Genomic DNA, 21,674 nt, shown 5'->3' with positions numbered 1-21,674 from the left:
CCTCAGGAACCGAGAACCGCGGATGCTCTGGGGATGCCCACTGTGGGCGCATCCGCGGTTCGGTACTGGACAGTTTTGTCCACAGAATGCAGGAAAGCAACCCCTGAAGTCGCATAGCTGTACGACTTGTGCCCATTTTGAGATTAAAACGTCTACACGTCTTAGTAACCGGTCGGATGGTTGCGCGTCGTCGTCTTCGGATCGGATCTCAGCGCGACAGCACGCGCCGCGCCTCCGCGGCGATGTCGGCGGCGATCGTGTCGAGCAGGGAGGAGCGCAGATTCCACTGCTGCCAGAACAGCGCGACCCGCAGCGGGGGGCCGCCGAGGGGAACGAGGCCGTCACCCTGCTGCAGCACCGGGACCATTCCCCAGCCGAGCCCCAGCCGCACGGCGAGCGCGTAGTCGTGCGATGCGGGCACATAGTGCCGCGGCACCCCCTGCTGCTCGACCCCCTGCGCCGCGAGCCACTCGTGCTGCAGCGCGTCGCGGCGATCGAAGTCGACGAACGGGGCCGCCGCGAGAGCCTGCGCGGCCACCCCGTCGGGGAACCAGCGCCGCACGAACGCGGGCTCCGCCATCGCGTGATACTCGAGCACCCCCAGGGGCGAGACCGAGCAGCCGGCGACCGGGGTCGCCTCGCTCGTGACAGCGGCCATCACCGCGCCCGACTCGAGCAGACGCGCCGTGAAGTTCTGATCGTCGCGGTGCAGGTCGAAGTCGAGATCGTGCACGGCCGAGAGCCGAGCGAGCGGCGGCAGGAACCAGGTCGCCAGCGAATCGGCGTTCACGGCGAGTGGGATGCGCGCGCGGGGCGCATCCTCGCTCTGCAGCCCGAGACCGGCGAGCGCATCGTGCTCGAGAAGTGCCATCTGACGGGCGAGCCGGACCACCGCCTCGCCCGCCTCGGTGAGGCGGGCGGGCTTGGTGCGCACCAGCAGCACTCTGCCCAGCTGCTCTTCGAGGGCCTTGAGGCGCTGACTCACCGCAGACGGGGTGATCCGCAGCACGCGGGATGCCGCATCGAGCGTGCCCTCGTCGGCGACGGCGGCCACGGTGGCGGCGAGTTCGGGATCGATCTTCACATCAGCGATGCTAATGGTTCGGTAGGAATCCTCGCTGGTGCTCATGTGCAGCGGTCCTTACCTTTGAGGCATGCTCTCCGTCCTCTCGGGTCTCGGCCTCGGCCTGTCCCTGATCATCGCCATCGGCGCCCAGAACGTCTTCGTGCTGCGACAGGGCATGCGAGGCGAGCACGTCGCGGCCGTGGTCGTCATCTGCGCGCTCTCCGACGCCCTGCTGATCGCCGCCGGGGTCGCCGGGCTCGGCTTCCTCATCTCGTCGGCGCCCTGGCTCATCGTCGCCGCCCGATGGGCCGGTGCGCTGTTCCTGCTGGCCTACGGCCTGCTCGCCGCGCGCCGTGCATGGCGGGGCGGCGGGCAGCTGCGCGTCGACACGGTCGAGGGTGGCGCACGCCCTCGGACCGCGGATGCCGGCACCGGCGGGCGCGCAGGACTCGCATCCGTCGTCCTCACCGTGCTCGCACTCACCTGGCTCAACCCGCACGTCTATCTCGACACGGTGCTGATGCTCGGATCCATCGCGGCGACGCACGGCGAGCAGCGGTGGCTGTTCGCCGCAGGGGCGATCGCAGCGAGCGTGCTGTGGTTCACCGCCCTCGGCTTCGGTGCGCGCTATCTCGGCCGATGGCTGCGCACCGAGCGGTCGTGGCGGGTGCTCGACGCGCTGATCGCCGTCGTCATGATCGCACTCGCGATCAGCCTCGTGCTGCCCGTCATCGCCGCCTGATCGACGGCCTCGCCCTCACGCGCCGTCGAGGGGACGCAGGATGCGCGCGAGGAAGCGCTGGGTGCGCTCGTGCTGCGGTGCGCCGAAGATCTCGGCCGGAGTTCCCGACTCGACCACGGCCCCGGCATCCATGAAGAGGACGCGGTCGGCGGCCTCACGCGCGAAGCTCAGCTCATGGGTCACGACCACCATGCTCCACCCCTCGTCGGCGAGCTCCTTGATCACCAGCAGCACCTCACCGACGAGCTCCGGGTCGAGGGCGCTGGTGGGCTCATCGAAGAGGAGCAGGTCGGGCCGCAGGGCGAGCGCCCGCACGATACCGACACGTTGCTGCTGCCCGCCCGAGAGCTGATGCGGGTGCGCATCCTCCTTGTCGGCGAGCCCCACCCTCGCGAGCAGTGCACGCGCGTCGGCGACCGCCTCGGCCTTCGGCCGACGCTGCACCCGCCACGGACCCTCGATGACGTTCTCGAGCACCGTCAGATGCGGGAACAGGTTGTGGTGCTGGAAGACCATCGCCGACCGGTCGCGCAGCGCGAGTCGCCTGCGTGCCCGCACTCGCGGTGCGACGGCGGCTGCCGGGGCGAAGTCGATGTCGGGGCCGCCCGCGACCACGATGGTGCCGGAGTCCGGAGTCTCGAGCCCGTTCAGCGCACGCAGCACGGTCGTCTTGCCCGACCCGCTGGGGCCGATCAGCACCACGACCTCGCCGCGGTGCAGGGTCAGGTCGATGCCGCGGAGCACCTCGTTGTCGCCGAAGCTCTTGCGCAGCTCTCGAGCCGTCAGCAGCGCGTCGGCCGTCGGCCCCGGCGCCGGGGAGGACACATCGTCGGGCGTCGGATCCGGGGAGTGCGGAGGGTCAGTGAGCGACATTGCGGTCGAGTCTCCTCTCCAGTGCGCTCTGCCCGAACGAGAGGATCAGGCAGAGCACCCAGTACACCAGCGCCGCGGCGAGGTACAGCACCATGAACTCCAGGGTCGCCGAGGCGATCTGCTGGGCCACCTTGAACAGCTCGGTCACCAGGATCAGAGATGCCAGCGAGGTGTCCTTGACCAGCGAGATGAACGTGTTCGACAGCGGCGGCACCGATACCCGAGCGGCCTGCGGCAGGATGACGCGGGTCAGCGTGCGCGTGCGGTTCATGCCCACCGTGTACGCGGCTTCCCACTGCCCCTTGGGGACCGAGAGGATCGCCGCGCGGACGACCTCCGCCCCGTAGCCGCCCACGTTGAGCGACAGAGCGATGATCGCGCTCGGCCACGGGTCGATCTTCAGACCGATGGACCCGAGGCCGTAGAAGATCACGAACAGCTGAACGATCATCGGCGTCCCGCGGATGACCGAGATGTAGAACCTCGCGATGCCCGAGAGCACCGGGTTCACCGAGATCCTCATCAGCGCGATGCCGACCGCGATCACGAGGCCGAGCGCGAAGGAGACCAGCGCGAGCGGAACCGTGACCGTCACACCCGCGAGGGCGATGGGCCCGAGCGAGTCGAGGAACAGCTGCCAGGGGTTGTCCATGGGTTACTGGGTGACGTCTTCGCCGAAGTACTTGTCGCTGATCTCGGCCAGGGTTCCGTCGGCACGCAGCTCGTCGAGAGCGGTGTCGATCGCGTCGACGAGCGCGGTCTTGTCCTTGGTGAACACGAACGCCTGCTCGCCGGCCTCGTCGGTCTCGGCGGCGATCTTCAGACCCGAGTCGCTGGTGGTCTTCTCGTAGTCGAGGAAGGTGAGCTTGTCGTTGATGGTCGCGTCGACGCGACCCTGGCGCAGCAGCTCGACGGCCTGCGCCCAGCCTTCGACACCCTCGACCGTGGCACCGGACTCGGTGGCCAGGTCTTTCCAGTTGCTGGTGAGCGACTGCGCGGTGGTCTTGCCCTCGAGGTCGTCGAACGAGGAGATCGAGTCATCGTCCTCCGCGACGACGATGACTCCGGGCGACACGGTGTAGGGAGTGCTGAAGAGATACTTCGCCGTGCGGTCGTCGTTGATGGTGACCTGGTTCGCGATGACGTCGAAGCGCCCCGCATCGAGGCCCGCGAAGATCGCGTCCCACTGGGTCTCCTGGAACTCGACTTCGAGTCCCAGCTTGTCGGCCACGGCCTGGATGATCTCGACGTCGAAGCCGGTGAGGTCTCCGGTGCCGCCGTCGTCGTGGAAGCTGAAGGGGCGGTACGTGCCCTCGGTCGCGACCGTGAGGGTGCCGTCGGTGATGAGGCCGAGGTCGGACCCCGCTCCCCCTGATGTCGAGGTGCTCTCGGGGGAGGCTGTGCCGCTGCATGCGGTGAGTGCGGTGGCGGCGACGACCAGTGCAGTGACGGCGATGAGGCGACGGGACATGGGTACCCTCCTGGGGTGCGATGAGGCGCGGTGCTGTGGCGCGGAACTCCCCCACAGTACGCGGCATCCGGGTCGCATCGCGCATCGGATGTCGTCGGATGTCGCGCCGGGAGAATGCGAAAAGGCCCCCGCACGCGGCGGGGGCCTTTCCGATGTCACACTCAGATGGCGTTGACGTCCAGCGGGATGCCGGGGCCGAACGTGGTCGACACGGCGCCCTTCTGGATGTAGCGGCCCTTCGAGCTCGACGGCTTCAGACGCACGATCTCCTCGAGCGCTGCGCCGATGTTCTCGTCGAGCTGCTCGGCGGTGAACGAGGACTTGCCGACGACGAAGTGCACGTTGGCATGCTTGTCGACGCGGAACTCGATCTTTCCGCCCTTGATCTCCTCGACTGCCTTGGCAGCGTTGGGGGTCACGGTGCCGGTCTTCGGGTTCGGCATCAGACCGCGCGGGCCCAGCACCTTTCCGAGACGACCGACCTGGCCCATGAGCTCAGGGGTGGAGACGGCCGCGTCGAACGCGGTCCATCCGCCGGCGACCTTCTCGATGAGCTCGGCGCCGCCGACCTCATCGGCACCTGCGGCGATCGCTGCCTCGGCCGCGGGGCCGGTGGCGAAGACGATGACGCGGGCGGTCTTACCGGTTCCGTGCGGCAGGATGACGGTGCCACGCACCATCTGGTCCGCCTTGCGGGGGTCGACCGAGAGCTTCAGCGCGACCTCGACGGTCGAGTCGAACTTCGACGAGCCGGTCTCCTTGGCCAGAGCGACGGCCTCGGAGGGGGTGTAGAAACGGTCTGCCTCGATCTTCTCGGCGGCAGCCTTGTAAGCCTTGGACTTGGTAGCCATGATTATTCTCCTCAGCCCTCGACCGTGATGCCCATGGAACGGGCGGTGCCGGCGATGATCTTCGAGGCAGCCTCGATGTCGTTCGCGTTCAGATCGGCCTGCTTGGTCTCGGCGATCTCGCGGACCTGCTCCTTGGTGATCTTCGCGACCTTGACGGTGTGCGGGGTCGCGGAGCCCTTGGGGACGCCCGCGGCCTTCTTGATGAGCTCCGCCGCCGGCGGGGTCTTCAGGATGAACGTGAAGCTGCGGTCCTCGTAGACGGTGATCTCGACGGGGATGACGTTGCCGCGCTGCGACTCGGTCGCGGCGTTGTACGCCTTGCAGAACTCCATGATGTTGACGCCATGCTGACCGAGCGCGGGGCCGATCGGCGGCGCCGGGTTGGCAGCGCCGGCCTTGATCTGAAGCTTGATCAGGCCGGTCACCTTCTTCTTCGGTGCCATTCTCTTTCCTTTCATCGAATCGGATGCCTCGGCATCCGTTTCTCCCGCGATCCGGCGGTTCCGGACAGCGGTGGGGTTCGCGCGCACGCCGAAGCGGCACACAAACCACGTAAGTCTACCCGATCCCGGGGCATGCCGACGACGCACGCCGTCCGGAGGCACGGGACGCCGGGCGGGGTCGATACCGCAGCGGAACAGCCGGTTCGGGATGCGGAAGTGACCCCGCACAGAATCACGGATGCGGAAGTGCCCCCGCGCGGGTTCTGCCCGCGGGATGCCGCCTCATCGATGTGCCGGATGCCTAGCGGGGTCGATAACGCAGCGGAACGGCCGGTTCGGGATGCGGAAGTGACCCCGCACGGAATCACGGATGCAGAACTGGCCCCGCACAGATTCTGCCCGCGGGACGCCGCCTCATCGACGTGCCGGATGCCTAGCGGGGTCGATAACGCAGCGGAACAGCCCGTTCCGGATGCAGAACTGACCCCGTCCGAATCACGGATGCAGAACTGACCCCGCACGGATTCTGCCCGCGGGACGCCGCCTCATCGATGTGCCGGATGCCTAGCGGGGTCGATAACGCAGCGGAACGGCCGGTTCGGGATGCGGAAGTGACCCCGCACCGAATCACGGATGCTTAGGTGACCCCGCCCGAATCACGGATGCAGAAGTGACCCCGGATGGACTCTGTCCGCGGGACGCCGCCTCGCCGACGTGCCGGATGCCGAGCGGGGTCGATAACGCAGCGGAACAGCCCGTTCCGGATGCAGAACTGACCCCGCACAGAATCCCGGATGCGGAACTGACCCCGCCCCGGAATCACGGATGCAGAACTGACCCCGGATGCGAGAACGGCCGCCCCGAAGCGGGACGGCCGTTCTCGTGCGACGTGTGTCAGATCATCTTCGTGACCTGGTCGAACGACAGCTCGACCGGGGTCTCACGCTCGAAGAGCGACACGAGCACGGTGAGCTTTCCGCTCTCGGGCTTGATCTCGCTGATCGAACCGGGCAGACCCGCGAACGAGCCCTCCTTGATCGTGATGGTCTCGCCGACCTCGAAATCGACCTCGGCGGGCAGCGGACGAGCGACGGCGACGCCGCCCTTCGACGCGATGTTCTTGGCGGTCGGGACGTCCTTGACCTCGACGAGAGACTTCAGCATGTTGAAGGCCTCTTCGAAGCGCAGCGGAGTCGGGTTGTGGGCGTTGCCCACGAAGCCGGTGACGCCAGGCGTGTGACGGACGACGGACCAGGTGTCTTCCGTGAGCTCCATGCGCACGAGCACGTAGCCCGGGATGCGCACGCGGGTGACCATCTTGCGCTGGCCGTTCTTGATCTCGACGACGTCCTCCATCGGGACCTCGATCTGGTAGATCTCGTCCTCGACCTCGAGCGTCGACTTGCGCTGCTCGATGTTCGCCTTGACCTTGCGCTCGAATCCGGCGTACGAGTGGATGACGTACCACTTGCCCGGCAGCATCCGCAGGTCGAGACGGAACGCCTCGTACGGGTCCTCCTCGGCGTCGTCACCCTCGCCCTCGGCGTCGTCGTCATCCTCGTCCGTGTCGGCCTGGGGACGGTCGTCCTCGCCGTTCACGTCGGGACCGTCGTAGGGGGTGACCTCGTCGGCCTCGGCGGCCTCGTGCTCGGCGGTCTCGTCCGCCACGGATTCGTTCAGGACCTCGGCGGCGGCCTCAGCCTCTGCCGCCTCGTCGAGATTGAGAGCGTCGTTCACGATGGCGTCAGCCTCCGGGTCGTCGATTTCGATATCGGTGTCGTCCTGCGTCTCGGGCTCGGCGTCGACGTCCTCGACGTGCAGTGCGACGTGCTCGGCCGGGGTGACCGAGTTCTCCTCAGCGGCGAGGACGTTGCCCTCCTGGGCCTCGTCCTCCTCGCTGGACTGCTCGGCAGCGGTCGCCCAGTCGGCGTCGTCGGAATATCGTTCAGCCACGTTGTTTCTTTCCAATCACTGCGGCCAGGGCCGCGAGGGCGTCAGGCGCCCGGAACCCCGAACACCACGTGCGTCACCCAGGCGAACAGGGTGTCGAGTCCGTAGACGATGCCCATGACGATCAAGACGAAGACGAGCACCACTGCGGTGAACTTGACCAGTTCCTTGCGGGTCGGGGTGACGACCTTGCGCAGTTCGGCGATGACCTGACGGAAGAACAGGGCGATGCCCGCGAAGAAGCCCACGAGTCCACGCTTCTTCTCGCGGGTGGCGCCGGACGCGACGACCTCGCCGCGCGGTTCGTCCTGATCCATCCTGAATGTACCTTTCGTGTGTCAGCGTGTGCTGACGCGCAGGGCGGACAGGAATCGAACCTGCAACCTGCGGTTTTGGAGACCGCTGCTCTGCCAATTGAGCTACCGCCCTAGAGACCGGATGGTCTCGGGGTGTCATCTTCATCCTGCCATCCTTGACCTGACCGGAGGACCGGGCACGGCGAAAGAATGCAGACAACAACTGCTCGTCAAGCATACGGCATCCTTCGGCCGCGACCGAACCGGACCCCGACGTGCCGTTGTTGTTAGGCTCGGCGAGCGGACGCGACAGGAGGCGATGCGGTGAGTGCTGACGTGCAGCAGTTCCAGGTGGACCTGCGCGGGGTCGTCGACCTTCTGAGCCGGCACATCTACTCGAGCCCACGCGTCTATCTGCGCGAGCTCCTGCAGAACGCGCGGGATGCCGTCACGGCGCGCCGAGAGGTCGACGGTGCGGGCGGTCACATCCGGATCACCCCGCTCACCGACGCCTCCGGCGAGTTCGTGCTGCGGGACGACGGGATCGGTCTCACCATCGACGAGGTCGCGGATCTGCTGGCCACCGTGGGGCGCAGCTCGAAACGCGACATCTTCGACCTCCCGCGCAGCGACTACCTCGGCCAGTTCGGCATCGGGCTGCTCAGCTGCTTCATGGTCGCCGACACCATCGTGATCCGCTCGCGCAGCGCACGCGGAGGCTCGGCGGTCGAATGGACCGGCAACGCGGACGGCACCTTCCGCGTCGTCGAGATCGACGACGATCTGCCCATCGGCACCAGCGTGCACCTCTCGGCGCGGTTCGACGCCGACGACCTGCTGCGCCCCGCCGCGGTGCGCGAGCTGGCGACGGCGTTCGCCGAGTTCCTGCCCGTGCGGGTGACGGTGGACTCACCGACCGGCGACATCGACATCACCCGCCCCGCGCCGTTCCTCGATGCCGCGGACGACATCGAGCAGGCCGTGCGGTACGGGCGCGACCTCCTCGGCGCCGCCCCCTTCGACGCGATCGAGCTGCATGAGCCGGCGACCGGCACGCGCGGACTCGCCTACGTGCTGCCGTTCGCCCCGCCTCCGGGCGCACGCCAGGCGACGCGCACGTATCTGGGTCGGATGCTGCTCGGCGAGCGCGTCGACGACGTGCTGCCGGAATGGGCGTTCTTCGTCCGCGCGGTCATCGACTCCACCGGCCTGTCGCCGACCGCGAGTCGCGAGTCCCTCGTCGACGACGCGGCCCTCGAGCGGGTGCGTGAGCACCTCGGCGCGGGCATCCGTCGCTGGGTCCTCGAGCTCGGGCTGCGCGAACCCCACCGGCTCGCGCAGTTCGTGGCGATCCACGAGGTGGGGCTGAAGTCGCTCGTCCGCCACGACGAGGAGCTCGCGCGGTTCATCACCCGGTGGCTGACCCTCGAGACCACGCACGGCACGATGCGCATCGGCGATCTGGTCGAGCGGTACCCGCACGTGCGCGTCGCCCCGTCGGTCGACGAGTTCCGTCAGGTGGCGGGCATCTCACCGGCATCCGAGGTCCTGGTCAACGGCGGCTACCTCTACGACTCCGACATCGTGGGCATGCTGCCCGACCTCTATCCCCAGGTCACCGTCGAGGTCGTCGATGTGACCGGGGAACTCGACCGCCTCGATCCCCCTCCCCTGGACGACCGCGACGCCGCGCTCGCCCTCGAGGCGAGGGCGAGCGCCGTGCTGAGCGCCTCGGACTGCTCGGTCACGGTGCGCTCCGTCGACCAGCCCGAGCTCGCCGCGCTCTACGTCGCCGACCCCGAGGTGCTGCGCCGCATCGATCGCGGTCGCACGCGAGGGATCACCGGATCGCTGTGGGGCGGGGTGCTCGATCGCATCGACGCGACCGCCGCGACGAGCGGGCCCGAGGATCTCCGCGCCCGCCTGTGTCTGAACTGGTCGAACCGCGTGGTGCGGGCCCTGGTGCGCGTCGCCGACGACGCGGTGTTCGCCCGTACCGTGCAGCTGCTCTACATCCAGGCCCTGCTGTCCGGACACCATCCGCTCTCCGACTCCGACCGCGCCCTCATGACGACAGCCCTCACCGACCTGGTCGCCCTCTCGGCCGGCCTCGAAGAGGACTCGCTGCCGTTCGACGACGCGTTCTGACCCGCCCACCACAGCCCGAAGGACTCACCATGAAACGCTCGCGCACGCGCTTCACGCAGCTCGTCGAGGAGATCGACCGCACCCCCTGGGGCCCGGCCGAGCAGGCCCTCGTCGCCGAAGCGGTGGCGCTCGCCATCGAGATCGGCGACGAACGACTCGAGTACCAGGCGCGGATGCGGCAGACCGCGTCGGCCAACATGAACGGCGCGACGGATGTGATGCTGAACTCGTTCGCCTGGTGCCTGGCCCGGCACGACGCGGACCCGCAGCGCTTCCCCGCCGACCTCGAATACGGCGGCGCCGACCTGATGTGGCAGTTCAAGTGGATGGCCTCGTCGCTGCGCTCGTCGCCGGCGTTCTCCGCCGAGCAGATCGCGGCCGTGCTGGACGACATGGAGGCGCACTACCGGGCGGGCGGACTCGGGCTCAGCGGCGTGCTGACGGCGCGTTTCGAGGACGCCTGGGAGGCCGGCCGCATCGACGACGCCGAGGCGCTGCGCGTGCAGCTGGAGGCCACACCCCGCGATGACCACAGCCATTGCGACGCCTGCGGACGCAGCCAGTTCGCCGGATTCTTCGCCGAGACGGGCCGTGAGGACCAGGCCATCCGTCTGGTCGAGGAGATGCTGGAGGGTGGATTCTCCTGCGGTGAGGAACCCGAGCACGCGCTCTCCCGCGTACTCGTGCCGTATCTGCGCGCCGGGCAGCTGGACGAGGCGAGGAGCGCCCATCTGCGCAGCTACCGCCTCGCCAAGGACAACCCCGACAACCTGCGCATCGTGGCCAACAACATCGTGTTCTCGGCGCTCACCGGCAACGAGGCTCGCGCGCTCGCCCAGGTCGAGCGTCATATCTCGTGGCTGGGCCACGACGGCCTCAACGTCGACGCGCACGTCGTGGCGCTGGGGGCCTTCGCCTTCGCGCTCGATCGGGTGACCGCGGCCGGACACGGCGACACCCCGGTGCGGGGTGCGGACTCCCCCGCGCTCGTCGAGTTCTTCGGCGCCCACGAAGGCGCCTGGCATGCCGACGACCTCGCCGCGGCATCGTGGGCGGCGGCGGAACGCCTCGGCGCGGAGTTCGACCGGCGTGACGGAACCGACGGCCACGCGCGCAGCCTCGCCAGGACGCGCGCCCTGTCGAGCGAGCACTACGACGTGCCGATCCGCTCCGATGTCTTCTCCACCGCTCCCGACGCCGCCGCTCCGGCGGATCCGGATGCCTGGTTCGACCGCGCCATGCAGCTCGCCCAGTTCGGCGCCGAGCACGAGACGCTCCGAGCCCTCCCGCACGCGATGGGCGTCGAGGATCCGGCGAAGATCGCGCAGCTCCTGTCGATGCAGATCGGCATCCTCATCGCCCTGGACCGCGACGCCGAGGCGGCCGGCCTGCTCCCGGCGCGCATCGACGCTCTGCGGGCGACCGGACTCGACGATCAGGCCGACCTCGAACAGCGGCTCGGACTCGCCACGTTCGGCGCGACCACGCCCGACGCCGCAGCCGCCCTCGAAGACGCACTCGCCCAGGCGGCGTCTCTGCCCGCGTGGTCGCGCGGCGACCTCGCCATCAGCCGGGCCTCGCTGCACCTGCAGTCCGAGGAGCCCGCGGCGGCTCTGGACATGGCGGAGATCGCCGCGAGGGCGTTCGTCGAGGCCGGCGACGTGCGGCTGGCGAACACCACGACGCTGGTGGCCGTCGCGGCGATGCTGCACGCGGGTGACATCGAGAACGCGTCGGCCGTGCTCGACCGCTTCCTCGCACAAGACGACCTCAGCATCGGCCATCGGGCGCAGGCGCTGCAGACACGGGCCAGGGTGCGCGGCGGCAGCGACGCGTTCGTCGAGGGCGCGGCGGATGCCGATGAGGCGTGCCGTCTGCTCGCCGGGCTCGGCGCGACCACGGCGCTGGCCGCTGCGCATCTGCTCGCCGGCGCACTGTGGGAAGACGCGGGGGACGCCGAGAAGGCGGTCTCCCGCTACCGCGTGACCTCGCGGCTCGTCGCGCAGGAGGGCGGCGATCAGGCCGGCGCCGACTTCCGCCTCGCACGCGCCATGCTCTCGGCCGGTGATGCCGCAGTCGCCGCGGAGCTGTTCGCCCAGGTGCTGGAGCGCGAGGAGCAGACCGAGGTGCCGGCCGCGTCACGTGCGATGACGGCGTCCCTGCTCGCCCGTGCGCTGGCGGCATCGGGAGAGTACGGACAGGCCGTCGGCGCCTTCGGCTACGCCGCCGAGCTCTTCGGCCAAGACGACGAGCACGCCGAGCAGGCCGTGGCGCTGACCGAGCGCGCGAAGATCCTCGCGCGCTTCGACGAGCACGACGAGGCGATCGAGGCGCTCGAAACGGCATCCGCACTCGCACGGCAGGCCCCCGAGGCGGTCGGCACCCTCGCCGACGTGCTGCACAACCTCGGCCAGGCGTACGGAGCCCGTCAGGACGAGCGGGCCTTCTCGCTGCTCGACGAGGTCGCCGCCCTCGCCCGGGAGCATGACGCGGGATGGCTGCTCGCCGATGTCACCGACTCCCGCGGTCGCGTGCTCGCGCAGTTCGGGCGCACGGACGAGGCCGTCGCCGCAGCGCTCACCGCGGCGGACGGGTTCGCCGCGGTCGGGGACCTCGGCTCGGCGGGCGGATCCGAACTGTTCGCCGCCCGTCTGCTCGCGGCGAACGAGCGCCCCGGCGACGCCGTGCCGATCTATCGCAGCGCGATCGAGCACGCCGCCGGCGAGCCCGCACTGCGCGAGGTCTCCGCTCTGGAGCTGGGCACCGCACTGGAGACGCTCGGACGCCACGCCGAGGCCGAAGAGGTGCGGGGCCTGCTCGACAGCTGACTCACACGCGGGCCGGTGCTCCTCCCGGCCGACGCGGGCCGGCCGAGCTCAGAGGAGCTGCCGCCAGTTCGCCCTGGCGAGGTCGAGCAGCTCGTCGCCCCGGCCGGACATGACCGTGCGGATGGCGTACAGGGCGAATCCCTTGACCTGCTCGGCCTCGATCGCCGGCGGCATGGACAGCTCCTGCCGCTCGGTCACGACGTCGAGCAGTGCGGGGCCGTCGTGGGCGAGCACCTCGCGCACGGCCTCGGGCAGGTCCTCGCTGTTCTCGACGCGACGCGCGAAGATGCCCATGGCCTCGGCGATCGCCGCGAAGCTCGGGTTGGTGAGATCGGTGCCGTAGGTCACGAACCCGGCCGCCTTCATCTCGAGCTCGACGAAGTTCAGCGACGAGTTGTTGACCACGATCGTCTTCACCGGCAGTCGGTTCTGCGTGAGGGTGAGCAGCTCGCCCAGCATCATCGCCAGTCCGCCGTCGCCGGCGAGAGCGACCACCTGACGGTCGGGATGGGACACCTGGGCGCCGATCCCGTGCAGCAACGCGTTCGCCATCGAGCCGTGCGTGAACGATCCGATCAGTCGACGGTTCTCGGTCATCGACAGGTAGCGCGCGGCCCACACGGTGGGCGAGCCGACATCGGCCGTGAAGATCGCGTCATCCGCGGCCTGCTCGTCGAGCAGTCGCGCGAGGTACTGCGGGTGGATCGGGCGCCCCGCCTTCGTCGGCGTGGCGAGGTCGTCGAGCTTCGCCCTGGTCTTGCGGTAGTGCGCCGTCGCGTCGTCGAGATGGCCGCGATCGCTCTTCTCGGCGAGTCGAGGCAGCAGCGCCGAGACGGTCGCGCCGACGTCGCCGACCAGGCCGAGATCGAGCGGATGCCGCTTGCCCAGCTGCGATCCGCGGATGTCGACCTGGATCGTCGTGGCGTGCTCGGGGTAGAACTGCTCGTAAGGGAAGTCGCTGCCCAGCACCAGCAGCGTGTCGGCGGCCTCCATCGCGCGATAGCCGGAGGCGAAACCGAGCAGTCCCGTCATCCCGACATCGAAGGGATTGTCGTACTCGATGAACTCCTTGCCGCGGAGCGCGTGCACGATCGGCGCGCCCAGGCGGTCGGCCAACGCGACGACCTCGTCGTGCGCGCCCTCGACGCCGGCACCCGCGAGGATCGTGGTCTTCTTCGACGCGTTCAGCAGAGTCGCCGCTCGCTCGAGCTCGTCGGCGCGGGGCACGACGACCGGATGCGTGCGCTCGATGACGACCGCACGGTCATCGGCGATCTCGGAGAGGGCGACATCGCCGGGGATCACCAGCACCGCGACCCCTCGCTGCTCGATCGCTGCGCGCATCGCGATCTCGAGCAGTCGCGGCATCTGCGACGGATCGGCGACGTACTCGACGTAGACGCTGCACTCGCGGAAGAGCTCCTGCGGGTGCGTCTCCTGGAAGTACCCGGTGCCGATCTCGGACGTCGGGATGTGGGCCGCGATCGCCAGCACCGGGACCCGCGAGCGGTTGGCGTCGAAGAGACCGTTGATCAGGTGCAGGTTGCCCGGCCCGCAGGAGCCTGCCACCACCGCGAGGTCGCCGGTGAGCGACGCATCCGCCGCCGCCGCGAACGCCGCGGACTCCTCGTGGCGGACGTGCACCCATCGGATCCCGCCGTCCTTACGGAGGGCGTCGGTGAACCCGTTGAGGGAATCACCCGGAAGGCCGTAGACACGGTCGATCCCGTTGGCGCGGAGGGTCTTGACGATGTTCGTTGCGACGGTTGCCATGATTCCAACCTACGCCCGCGCGGGTGACCAGGTTCCGGCACCCGTCGAAGCTCGACACGACCTCACACGCCGCCCTTCGTCTCGTCGCTGCGCTCCTCGCTCAGGAAGCGGGAAAGGCAGTCGCCTCGCCCCCTGAGCGAGCGAAGCGAGACGAAGGGCGCCGCGCCCTTCGTCTCGTCGCTGCGCTCCTCGCTCAGGAAGCGGGAAAGGCCGTCGCTGCGCCACACCCCGCACCCTGAGCGAGCGAAGCGAGACGAAGGGCAACCCGCCCTTCGTCTCGTCGCTGCGCTCCTCGCTTAGGAAGCGGGAAAGGTCGTCGCTGCGCTCCTCGCTCAGGGGGCGGGAAAGGCCGTCGCTGCGCTCCGGTTCCTGAGCGAGCGAAGCGAGACGAAGGGCGCTCAGGGGGCGGGAAAGGCCGTCGCCGCGCTCCGGTTCCTGAGCGAGCGCAGCGAGACGAAGGGCGCTCAGGAACCGCGCGGCGAGACGAAGGGCCGGCGCTCAGCCGATGCGGATGAGCTTCTTGTTGACGAACTCGTCGGCGGCGAGGTGGCCCAGCTCCCGCGAGGTGCCGCTGCGCTTGATGCCGCCGAAGGGCAGCTCGGGGCTGTCGGCGAGCACGAGGTTCACGTAGACCATGCCCGCCTCGATGCTGTCGGCGACGCGCTCAGCCTGCTCGGCATCCGTCGTGAAGACGTACGATCCGAGGCCGAAGGTCGTGTCGTTCGCCAGGGCGACGGCCGCGTCCTCGTCTGCGACCCGGTACACGACCGCCGCGGGGCCGAAGAGCTCCTCGCGGTAGACGTTCATCTCTGGCGTGACGTCGGCGAGCACGGTCGGCGCGAAGAATGCGCCGTCCCTGGTGCCGCCGGTCAGCAGCGTCGCGCCCTGCTCGACGGCCTGATCGATCTGCTTCTGCAGGTTCTCCGCCGCAGCCTCCGACGAGACGGGGCCGAGCACCGTGTCATCGAGCGTCGGATCGGTCGCCGTCACCGACGCCATCGCCGCCGTGAACTTCTCGACGAACGAGTCGTAGAGGTCGTCGACGATGATGAACCGCTTGGCGCCGTTGCACGCCTGGCCGTTGTTGTCGAGACGTGCGTCGACGCCGGCCTGCACCGTGGCGTCGAGATCGTCGGTGGAGAGCACGATGAACGGGTCGGAGCCGCCGAGCTCCAGCGCGACCTTCTTCAGGTTGCGTCCGGCGATCTCGGCGACGGCGGCACCGGCACGCTCCGACCCCGTGAGAGAGACGCCCTGCACGCGCGGGTCGGCGATCATGTCGGCGATCTGGTCGTTCGTCGCGAGGACGTTCTGGTACGCCCCCTTCGGGAATCCGGCGTCGTGGTAGATCGCCTCGATGGCGGTCGACGACTCGGGACACTGCGGCGCGGGCTTGAGCAGGATCGTGTTGCCCACGATCAGGTTCGGCGCCGCGAAACGCACGATCTGGTACGCCGGGAAGTTCCACGGCATGATGCCGATGAGCGGCCCGAGCGACGAGCGACGCACGATGGCCGAGCCGTCACCGAGGATCGCGATCGGCTGGTCGGCCATGATGGCCTCGGCCTGGTCGGCGTAGTACTCGGCGATGTCGGCCGCGAAGTCGACCTCTCCGAGCGCGGCCTCACGGGGCTTGCCCATCTCGCGCACGAAGACGTCGGCGAGCTCCTCGCGACGCTCGCGGTGCAGAGCGGCCGCGCGGCGCAGCAGCTCGGCGCGCTCGGCGACGGTCGAGGACCGGGACCAGTCGCGGTGCGCCTCGTCGGCGGCGGCGACCGCCTCCTCGATCTGCGCGTCCGTGAACGTGTCGAAGGACGCCAGCGTCTCTCCGGTGGCGGGGTTGATGACGGTGTAGTCGGTCATGTGTTCATCCTCCTCTGGGCCGAGCGGTCAGGAGACCGGGATCAGCGTGTACTTGGTGGACAGGTACTCGTGGATGCCCTCGAGGCCGCCCTCGCGGCCGACGCCCGACTGCTTGACGCCGCCGAAGGGGGCCGCGGCGTTCGACACCACACCCACGTTGAGACCCATCATGCCGGTCTCGAGCCGATCGATCATCCGCTGGCCGCGCTGCAGGTTCTCGGTGAACACGTACGAGACGAGTCCGTATTCGGTGTCGTTCGCGAGGCGCACGGCATCGTCCTCGGTCTCGAAGGTCGCGATCGCGAGCACCGGCCCGAAGATCTCCTCGCGGAGGATCGCGGATCCGGCGACCACGTCGGTGAGCACGGTGGGCTCGTAGAAGGTTCCGGTGCCCTCGACGGCCTTGCCGCCGGCCAGCAGCGTCGCACCGCGGTTCACCGCGTCGTCGACGAGCTCGCCGGCCTTCGCGACGGCATCCGCGTCGATGAGCGGTCCGATCGCGACGCCCTCTTCCGTGCCTCGGCCGATCTTCATCGCGTTCACGCGCTCGGTGACCTTGCGCGCGAACTCGTCGGCGACGTCCCGGTGCACGATGAATCGGTTGGCGGCGGTGCAGGCCTGACCGATGTTGCGGAACTTCGCCGCGAGCGCGCCGTCGACGGCCTTGTCGAGGTCCGCGTCGTCGAACACCACGAACGGGGCGTTGCCGCCGAGCTCCATCGACACACGCAGCACGCCCTCGGCGGCCTGGGCGATGAGCTTGCGGCCCACCTCGGTCGAGCCGGTGAACGAGAGTTTGCGCAGCCGCGGGTCCGCGATGATCGGAGCAGACAGTGCCGAGGACTTCGAGGTCTGCACGACGTTCACGACACCCTTCGGAAGTCCCGCCTTCTCGAGCAGTGAGGTGAAGAAGATCGTGGTCAGCGGGGTCAGTGCCGGGGGCTTGATCACGACCGTGCAGCCGGCAGCCAGCGCCGGGGCGATCTTGCGCGTCGCCATCGCGAACGGGAAGTTCCACGGCGTGACGAAGAACGACGGGCCGACGGGACGCTGCGAGACCACCATGTGTCCGGTGCCCTCGGGGTTGATGCCGTAGCGGCCGCTGATGCGCACCGCCTCCTCGCTGAACCACCGGAGGAACTCGCCGCCGTATCCGACCTCGCCGCGGGCCTCGGCGAGCGGCTTGCCCATCTCGAGGGTCATCAGCAGCGCGAGGTCCTCCTTGTGCTCCTGCACGAGGTCGAATGCCTTGCGCAGGATCTCGCTGCGGGTGCGCGGCGCCGTGGCCGCCCACGAGTCCTGCGCGGCGACGGCCGCATCCAGCGCGCGGATGCCGTCTTCGGGCGTCGCGTCGGCGATCGTGCGGATGACTGCACCGGTGGCCGGGTCCTGCACGTCGAAGGTCTTGCCGGTGCTGCCCTCGACCCACTCGCCGCCGATGAAGAGGCCGGTGGGGATGCTGTCGAGCAGCGCCTGCTCTGTCTGAGTGCTCATGGGAATCTCTTTCTGTGGGAGCGGGAGGAAGGGTCAGCGGCGGCGAGCGCTCGGCGGCGCGTCGACGCCGAGGGTCTCGCCGCGGAAGAACGCCGGGCGACGGATGGACTGCCAGATCATGACCACGATGCCGATCACGATGATGCCGACACCGAGCACGAAGACGAGCCCGAGGCCGCCGATGTTGGATCCGCTGCCGTAGGCCGGATCCATCGAGTCGATGAGGGTCGTCACGAACAGCACCGCGAGGATGGCGCCGCCGACGAGCGGGAACAGGAACGTGAAGAAGAAGCTCCTGGCCGAGTCGAACCACTGGCGCCGGAAGTACCAGACGCACGCGAACGCCGTGAGGCCGTAGTAGAAGCAGATCATCATGCCGAGCGAGAGGATCGTGTCGGTGAGGACTTTCTCGCTCACCAGGCGCATCACGGCATAGAAGACCGAGGCGACGACGGCCGAGACGATCGTGGAGTAGCCGGGGGTGAAGAAGCGCGGGCTCACCCTCGCGAACTTCTTCGGCAGCGCTCCGTAGTGCCCCATGGCCAGCAGCGTGCGGGCGGGGCCGACCGCCGTGGACTGCAGGGACGCCGCCGAGCTCGACAGCACCGCGAGCGAGACGAGGAAGGCGAGCGGCCCGAGGATCGGGTCGGAGAGGGCGAAGAAGACGTTCGCGGAGATGTCCTCGTTCGCGAGACCGTAGGCGCCCGAGCCGACTCCCGCGAACATGATCAGGCCGATCGCGAGCAGCAGGTAGAGGCTCACCACGACGAAGACGGTGACCATCGCGGCGCGACCGGGAGTCCTGGCGGGGTCTTTCGTCTCCTCGTTCATGGTGAGCACGACGTCCCAGCCCCAGAAGATGAAGATCGACAGCGACAGGCCCGCGGCGAAGGCGCTGAAGGAGGGGACCTCGAACGGATTGAACCACGACCACGAGAACGCGGTGGGTTCGGGCGCATCGCCCGAGACCGCCTTGATGATCGCGACGGTCGCGAACACGACGAGCACGAGCACCTGGAAGCCGACGAGGATGTACTGGAACTTCTGGGTCGTCTGCATATCGCGGTACGACACGAGGGTCGCGCCCAGCATGAAGAGCAGACAGACCACGACGTTGATGACGGGGTTGAACGCGAGGTCGGCGATCCCGGGGTTGCCGGAGAGCTGCGCGATGAGGAGGAAGAGGAACTCGACCGCGATGCCGGCCAGGTTCGACAGCACGATGACGGTGGCGGCGATGAGTCCCCATCCGGTCATCCAGCCGATCCACGGGCCGAAGGCGCGCACGCCCCACGTGAACGAGGTGCCGGAGTCCGGCATCATCCGGTTCAGTTCGCGATAGCCGAACGCCGTCAGCAGCATCGGGATGAACCCGACGAGGATGATGGCCGGCACCTGGGTGCCCACGACCGCGACCGTCGGGCCGAGCGAGGCGGTCAGCGTGTAGGCGGGGGCGATCGTCGAGACGCCGATGACCACGGCGCCGAGCACGCCGACGGACCCTGCGCTGAGGCCCTTCTGCGAGATCCCGGTCGTCACACCGGATTCGGGCTCCGTCGCCCGGTTCGAGCTGCTCATCAGCGGACTCCTGCTTCGGCGCGGGTGCGCGGGACGACGATCATCGGGACGGGGAGCTCGTGCAGCATCTTCGCCGCGGTCGAGCCGAGGAACAGGCGGCGCGGCTGCGCCAGGCGGCTGGAGCCGACCAGGACGACCTCGCCGGGAAGCCAGGACAGGTTCGACACCGCATCCTCGACCGTGTCGCCGGGGGCCTCCTCGACGTCGGCGGGCAGATCCTCGGGCAGCAGCCCCTTGGCGACCGAGAGCACGTCGCGACCGTGCTCGGTGCCCACCAGTCGGATGGCACCGGTGTCGAGTCCGGGTGGGACGTCGAACGGGACGAGGGAGACCAAGCGGAGACCGACTCGCGACGTGGTGGCGATCGCCGCCGCCTCGTCGAGCAGGTTGTCGGCGCCGGGGCGGGTGCCGACCGCGACGGTGACGCGCGGCAGCACATGATCGTCCTCCTCGGCGGTGCCCGCGGGGGCAAGCGCGACCGGGATGGTCGACGAGTGCAGCAGTTCCGACGCCACACTGCCGAGGCGGTGGCGTCCGAAGATGCTGCCGTTGGCCGTGCCGACCACGATGATGCGGGCGTCGAACTCCTCACCCGCGGCGATCAGCCCTTCGGCGAAGGATTCCCCGAACCGCACGTGCCCCGTGCGGGTCAGCTCCTGCGGCAGGCGCACGACCGCATCCTCGAGCCACTCCTTCGCCTGGCGGCGGATGTGGTCCTCGTACGCGCGCTCCGGCGGCACCGCCGCGCTGCGCGTGCCCTCGGAGGGCAGCACGATCACGAGATGCAGGACAGCCCCGAGACTGCGGGCGAGCCGCGCGCCGAGAGCCGCGGCATCCGCACCCGCGTCCGTCGCCGTGTACCCCACGACGACCGCGCCGGGCATCAGCCGACCTCAGCCTGGTCGCCGGCTGCCCTGCGGGACTCGACGATGGTCGACGCGACGAGGTGCCCCATGCGGATGGCGCCGTCGACGTGCTGGAATCCGGCGCCCGCCATGTCGCTGCAGGCGAAGTGGATCGGGCCGACGGCGGTGCGCAGATCCGCTCCGTAGCGGTGCAGACCACCCATGTCGAAGCTGGCGGCGTATGCGCCACGCGTCCACTCCTCGGTGCCCCAGTCGCTCTCGTAGTAGACGACGGGGTTCTCGGCCTCGGGTCCGTAGTAGTGCGACAGCGAGGCGAGGATGCGCTCCTTGCGCTCCTCGGCCGACAGCGCGAAGAGGTCGTCGGCGTTCTGGTCGCTGACGAAGCCGACCAGGGTGCCGCGCTCGTCACCGTGATTGGTGTTGTCGTACGCCTCGTGGGCGAGCTCGTACGGGCTGAAGGCGGTGCCGCTCAGCCCCTGCTCGCGCCAGAACGGGCGGTCGTAGACGGCGTGCACCTTGATCACGAAGCCCATCGAGAGGTGCTGGTGCAGCTGGTGCTGGCGACGCGGCAGCGGCGGCACGAAGGCGATGCGGCTGTAGAGCACGGGAGCGTGCGCGAGGATCGCGAAGCGGGCGCGCACGGTGAGCTCGTCGGTCGTCGCCATGACGCCGTCGTCGCTCCACTCGAGCGAGCGCACCGGCTGGTTCAGGAGGACGTCGTCGCCCAGGCGCTCGGCGAGCAGCAGCGGCACCTTCTGCAGTCCGCCGACCACGCGCTGGTCGAGGATGAAGTCGGCATCGACGAGGTTCGAGTACGACCCTGCCGAGGCGGCCATGTGCAGCGACTGCAGCAGCGAGAACGAGTGCGTCGGCTTGGTGAGCATCGCCGAGCCCGTGGCGAACGCGAGGTTCAGCACGGCCTCGTCGTCGTCGGTCTGCGCGCGCAGCCAGGCGTCCCACGTCACCGAGTCCCACTCCGCGGCGCGGGGGTGCGCCCACGGCTGGTCCGGGTCGATCTCGGCGACCATCGCGTCCAGCTGCGACGTGATCTCGGCGATGACCGCCTCGGTCGCCGCCGACACCGGGAACATCTCGCCGGTGAAACGGTGCACCTGTCCGTCGGGTCCGACGTAGACGCTGTCGCCCTCGCGATAGCGGCTGTAGGTCTCGAGACCGAGCTCCTCGATCGTGTCCTTGAGCGCGTCCTGATCCGGCGAGACCCACTGGCCGCCGAGCTCGAGCATGGCGCCGTCGACGACGTCGGTCCACAGACGTCCGCCCACCCGGTCGCGGGCCTCCAGCACGGCGACCGACAGGCCGGCCTTGCGCAGGTCGTTCGCCGCGGTGAGCCCTGCGGCTCCGGCGCCGACGATCAGCACGTCACGAGTGATCTCAGCCATCTGCTTCTCCTTCGTTGGAAAGTGTCGTGCCG

18 protein-coding genes and 1 tRNA gene are annotated in these 21,674 nt (G+C 69.2%); 3 read left to right on the top strand and 16 right to left on the bottom strand.

Annotation, left to right across the window (positions count from 1 at the left end):
- Positions 1–208: 208 nt before the first annotated feature.
- Positions 209–1,084, bottom strand: a complete 876-nt coding sequence (locus ASD43_RS14915; protein ID WP_200946621.1) for a LysR family transcriptional regulator ArgP — start codon at positions 1,082–1,084, stop codon at positions 209–211.
- 70 nt (positions 1,085–1,154) lie between these two features.
- Between ASD43_RS14915 and ASD43_RS14910 the strand changes: the two genes are divergently transcribed.
- Complete coding sequence (locus ASD43_RS14910) at positions 1,155–1,808, top strand: LysE/ArgO family amino acid transporter (RefSeq protein ID WP_056420117.1); 654 nt, start codon at positions 1,155–1,157, stop codon at positions 1,806–1,808.
- Positions 1,809–1,823: 15 nt separating this feature from the next.
- On the opposite strand, the gene ASD43_RS14905 is transcribed toward ASD43_RS14910, so the two are convergent.
- The 8 genes from ASD43_RS14905 to ASD43_RS14870 form a co-directional block, all read right to left on the bottom strand.
- Positions 1,824–2,681 carry an amino acid ABC transporter ATP-binding protein gene (locus ASD43_RS14905; protein WP_056420114.1) on the bottom strand — a complete coding sequence of 286 codons (858 nt, stop codon included), beginning with the start codon at positions 2,679–2,681 and terminating at the stop codon, positions 1,824–1,826.
- A complete protein-coding gene (locus ASD43_RS14900) occupies positions 2,668–3,333 on the bottom strand; it encodes an amino acid ABC transporter permease (RefSeq protein ID WP_056420111.1) in 666 nt (221 codons plus the stop codon). The genes ASD43_RS14905 and ASD43_RS14900 overlap by 14 nt, the downstream gene beginning before the upstream one ends.
- A 3-nt stretch (positions 3,334–3,336) precedes the next feature.
- Positions 3,337–4,152 carry an amino acid ABC transporter substrate-binding protein gene (locus ASD43_RS14895; protein WP_056420107.1) on the bottom strand — a complete coding sequence of 272 codons (816 nt, stop codon included), beginning with the start codon at positions 4,150–4,152 and terminating at the stop codon, positions 3,337–3,339.
- Positions 4,153–4,313: 161 nt separating this feature from the next.
- Positions 4,314–5,003, bottom strand: a complete 690-nt coding sequence (gene rplA / locus ASD43_RS14890) for a 50S ribosomal protein L1 (protein ID WP_045254236.1) — start codon at positions 5,001–5,003, stop codon at positions 4,314–4,316.
- Positions 5,004–5,014: 11 nt separating this feature from the next.
- Complete coding sequence (gene rplK / locus ASD43_RS14885) at positions 5,015–5,446, bottom strand: 50S ribosomal protein L11 (protein WP_056420105.1); 432 nt, start codon at positions 5,444–5,446, stop codon at positions 5,015–5,017.
- 894 nt (positions 5,447–6,340) lie between these two features.
- Complete coding sequence (nusG, locus tag ASD43_RS14880; RefSeq protein WP_056420102.1) at positions 6,341–7,399, bottom strand: transcription termination/antitermination protein NusG; 1,059 nt, start codon at positions 7,397–7,399, stop codon at positions 6,341–6,343.
- Between the two features lie 41 nt (positions 7,400–7,440).
- Positions 7,441–7,713: a preprotein translocase subunit SecE gene (gene secE / locus ASD43_RS14875; protein WP_056420099.1), complete on the bottom strand. Its 273-nt coding sequence runs from the start codon at positions 7,711–7,713 to the stop codon at positions 7,441–7,443.
- Positions 7,714–7,752: 39 nt separating this feature from the next.
- A tRNA-Trp gene (locus tag ASD43_RS14870) sits at positions 7,753–7,825 on the bottom strand.
- Positions 7,826–8,016: 191 nt separating this feature from the next.
- Here ASD43_RS14870 and ASD43_RS14865 point away from each other — a divergent pair.
- A complete protein-coding gene (locus tag ASD43_RS14865; protein ID WP_056420096.1) occupies positions 8,017–9,840 on the top strand; it encodes an HSP90 family protein in 1,824 nt (607 codons plus the stop codon).
- Between the two features lie 29 nt (positions 9,841–9,869).
- On the top strand, positions 9,870–12,668 hold the full coding sequence (locus ASD43_RS14860; protein ID WP_056420093.1) for a hypothetical protein: 2,799 nt from the start codon (positions 9,870–9,872) through the stop codon (positions 12,666–12,668).
- A 48-nt stretch (positions 12,669–12,716) separates the two neighbouring features.
- Here the strand turns inward: ASD43_RS14860 and poxB are convergent, their stop codons facing one another.
- The 7 genes from poxB to ASD43_RS14830 all read right to left on the bottom strand — a co-directional run bounded on the left by poxB (position 12,717) and on the right by ASD43_RS14830 (position 21,642).
- Positions 12,717–14,441 carry a ubiquinone-dependent pyruvate dehydrogenase gene (gene poxB, locus ASD43_RS14855; RefSeq protein WP_056420090.1) on the bottom strand — a complete coding sequence of 575 codons (1,725 nt, stop codon included), beginning with the start codon at positions 14,439–14,441 and terminating at the stop codon, positions 12,717–12,719.
- A 62-nt stretch (positions 14,442–14,503) separates the two neighbouring features.
- Complete coding sequence (locus ASD43_RS17260) at positions 14,504–14,668, bottom strand: hypothetical protein (RefSeq protein WP_157551056.1); 165 nt, start codon at positions 14,666–14,668, stop codon at positions 14,504–14,506.
- 271 nt (positions 14,669–14,939) lie between these two features.
- The gene (locus ASD43_RS14850) at positions 14,940–16,304 is read right to left on the bottom strand and encodes an NAD-dependent succinate-semialdehyde dehydrogenase (protein ID WP_056420089.1); all 1,365 of its coding nucleotides are present in this window, start codon (positions 16,302–16,304) and stop codon (positions 14,940–14,942) included.
- A 27-nt stretch (positions 16,305–16,331) separates the two neighbouring features.
- The gene (locus ASD43_RS14845; protein WP_056420085.1) at positions 16,332–17,798 is read right to left on the bottom strand and encodes an NAD-dependent succinate-semialdehyde dehydrogenase; all 1,467 of its coding nucleotides are present in this window, start codon (positions 17,796–17,798) and stop codon (positions 16,332–16,334) included.
- Positions 17,799–17,831: 33 nt separating this feature from the next.
- The gene (locus tag ASD43_RS14840) at positions 17,832–19,376 is read right to left on the bottom strand and encodes an APC family permease (protein ID WP_056420082.1); all 1,545 of its coding nucleotides are present in this window, start codon (positions 19,374–19,376) and stop codon (positions 17,832–17,834) included.
- Positions 19,376–20,260, bottom strand: a complete 885-nt coding sequence (locus tag ASD43_RS14835) for a universal stress protein (RefSeq protein WP_056420081.1) — start codon at positions 20,258–20,260, stop codon at positions 19,376–19,378. Before ASD43_RS14835 ends, ASD43_RS14840 begins: the two co-directional genes overlap by 1 nt.
- Positions 20,260–21,642, bottom strand: a complete 1,383-nt coding sequence (locus ASD43_RS14830; RefSeq protein WP_056420078.1) for a flavin monoamine oxidase family protein — start codon at positions 21,640–21,642, stop codon at positions 20,260–20,262. Before ASD43_RS14830 ends, ASD43_RS14835 begins: the two co-directional genes overlap by 1 nt.
- Positions 21,643–21,674 lie beyond the last annotated feature (32 nt).

The organism is Microbacterium sp. Root553 (assembly GCF_001426995.1).
GTDB lineage: Bacteria > Actinomycetota > Actinomycetes > Actinomycetales > Microbacteriaceae > Microbacterium.
The sequence above is the reverse complement of the archived record's forward strand: the minus strand, read 5'-3'. Positions and strand labels throughout refer to the sequence as shown.

What these genes read in the sequence shown, in the direction of transcription:
- rplK (WP_056420105.1), bottom strand. Translation starts at nt 5,446, where the DNA reads ATGGCACCGAAGAAGAAGGTGACCGGCCTGATCAAGCTTCAGATCAAG.
- ASD43_RS14895 (WP_056420107.1), bottom strand. Translation starts at nt 4,152, where the DNA reads ATGTCCCGTCGCCTCATCGCCGTCACTGCACTGGTCGTCGCCGCCACC.
- ASD43_RS14860 (WP_056420093.1), top strand. Translation starts at nt 9,870, where the DNA reads ATGAAACGCTCGCGCACGCGCTTCACGCAGCTCGTCGAGGAGATCGAC.
- ASD43_RS14910 (WP_056420117.1), top strand. Translation starts at nt 1,155, where the DNA reads ATGCTCTCCGTCCTCTCGGGTCTCGGCCTCGGCCTGTCCCTGATCATC.
- poxB (WP_056420090.1), bottom strand. Translation starts at nt 14,441, where the DNA reads ATGGCAACCGTCGCAACGAACATCGTCAAGACCCTCCGCGCCAACGGG.
- ASD43_RS14900 (WP_056420111.1), bottom strand. Translation starts at nt 3,333, where the DNA reads ATGGACAACCCCTGGCAGCTGTTCCTCGACTCGCTCGGGCCCATCGCC.
- ASD43_RS14905 (WP_056420114.1), bottom strand. Translation starts at nt 2,681, where the DNA reads ATGTCGCTCACTGACCCTCCGCACTCCCCGGATCCGACGCCCGACGAT.
- ASD43_RS14845 (WP_056420085.1), bottom strand. Translation starts at nt 17,798, where the DNA reads ATGAGCACTCAGACAGAGCAGGCGCTGCTCGACAGCATCCCCACCGGC.
- secE (WP_056420099.1), bottom strand. Translation starts at nt 7,713, where the DNA reads ATGGATCAGGACGAACCGCGCGGCGAGGTCGTCGCGTCCGGCGCCACC.
- ASD43_RS14830 (WP_056420078.1), bottom strand. Translation starts at nt 21,642, where the DNA reads ATGGCTGAGATCACTCGTGACGTGCTGATCGTCGGCGCCGGAGCCGCA.
- rplA (WP_045254236.1), bottom strand. Translation starts at nt 5,003, where the DNA reads ATGGCTACCAAGTCCAAGGCTTACAAGGCTGCCGCCGAGAAGATCGAG.
- ASD43_RS14840 (WP_056420082.1), bottom strand. Translation starts at nt 19,376, where the DNA reads ATGAGCAGCTCGAACCGGGCGACGGAGCCCGAATCCGGTGTGACGACC.
- ASD43_RS14850 (WP_056420089.1), bottom strand. Translation starts at nt 16,304, where the DNA reads ATGACCGACTACACCGTCATCAACCCCGCCACCGGAGAGACGCTGGCG.
- ASD43_RS14835 (WP_056420081.1), bottom strand. Translation starts at nt 20,260, where the DNA reads ATGCCCGGCGCGGTCGTCGTGGGGTACACGGCGACGGACGCGGGTGCG.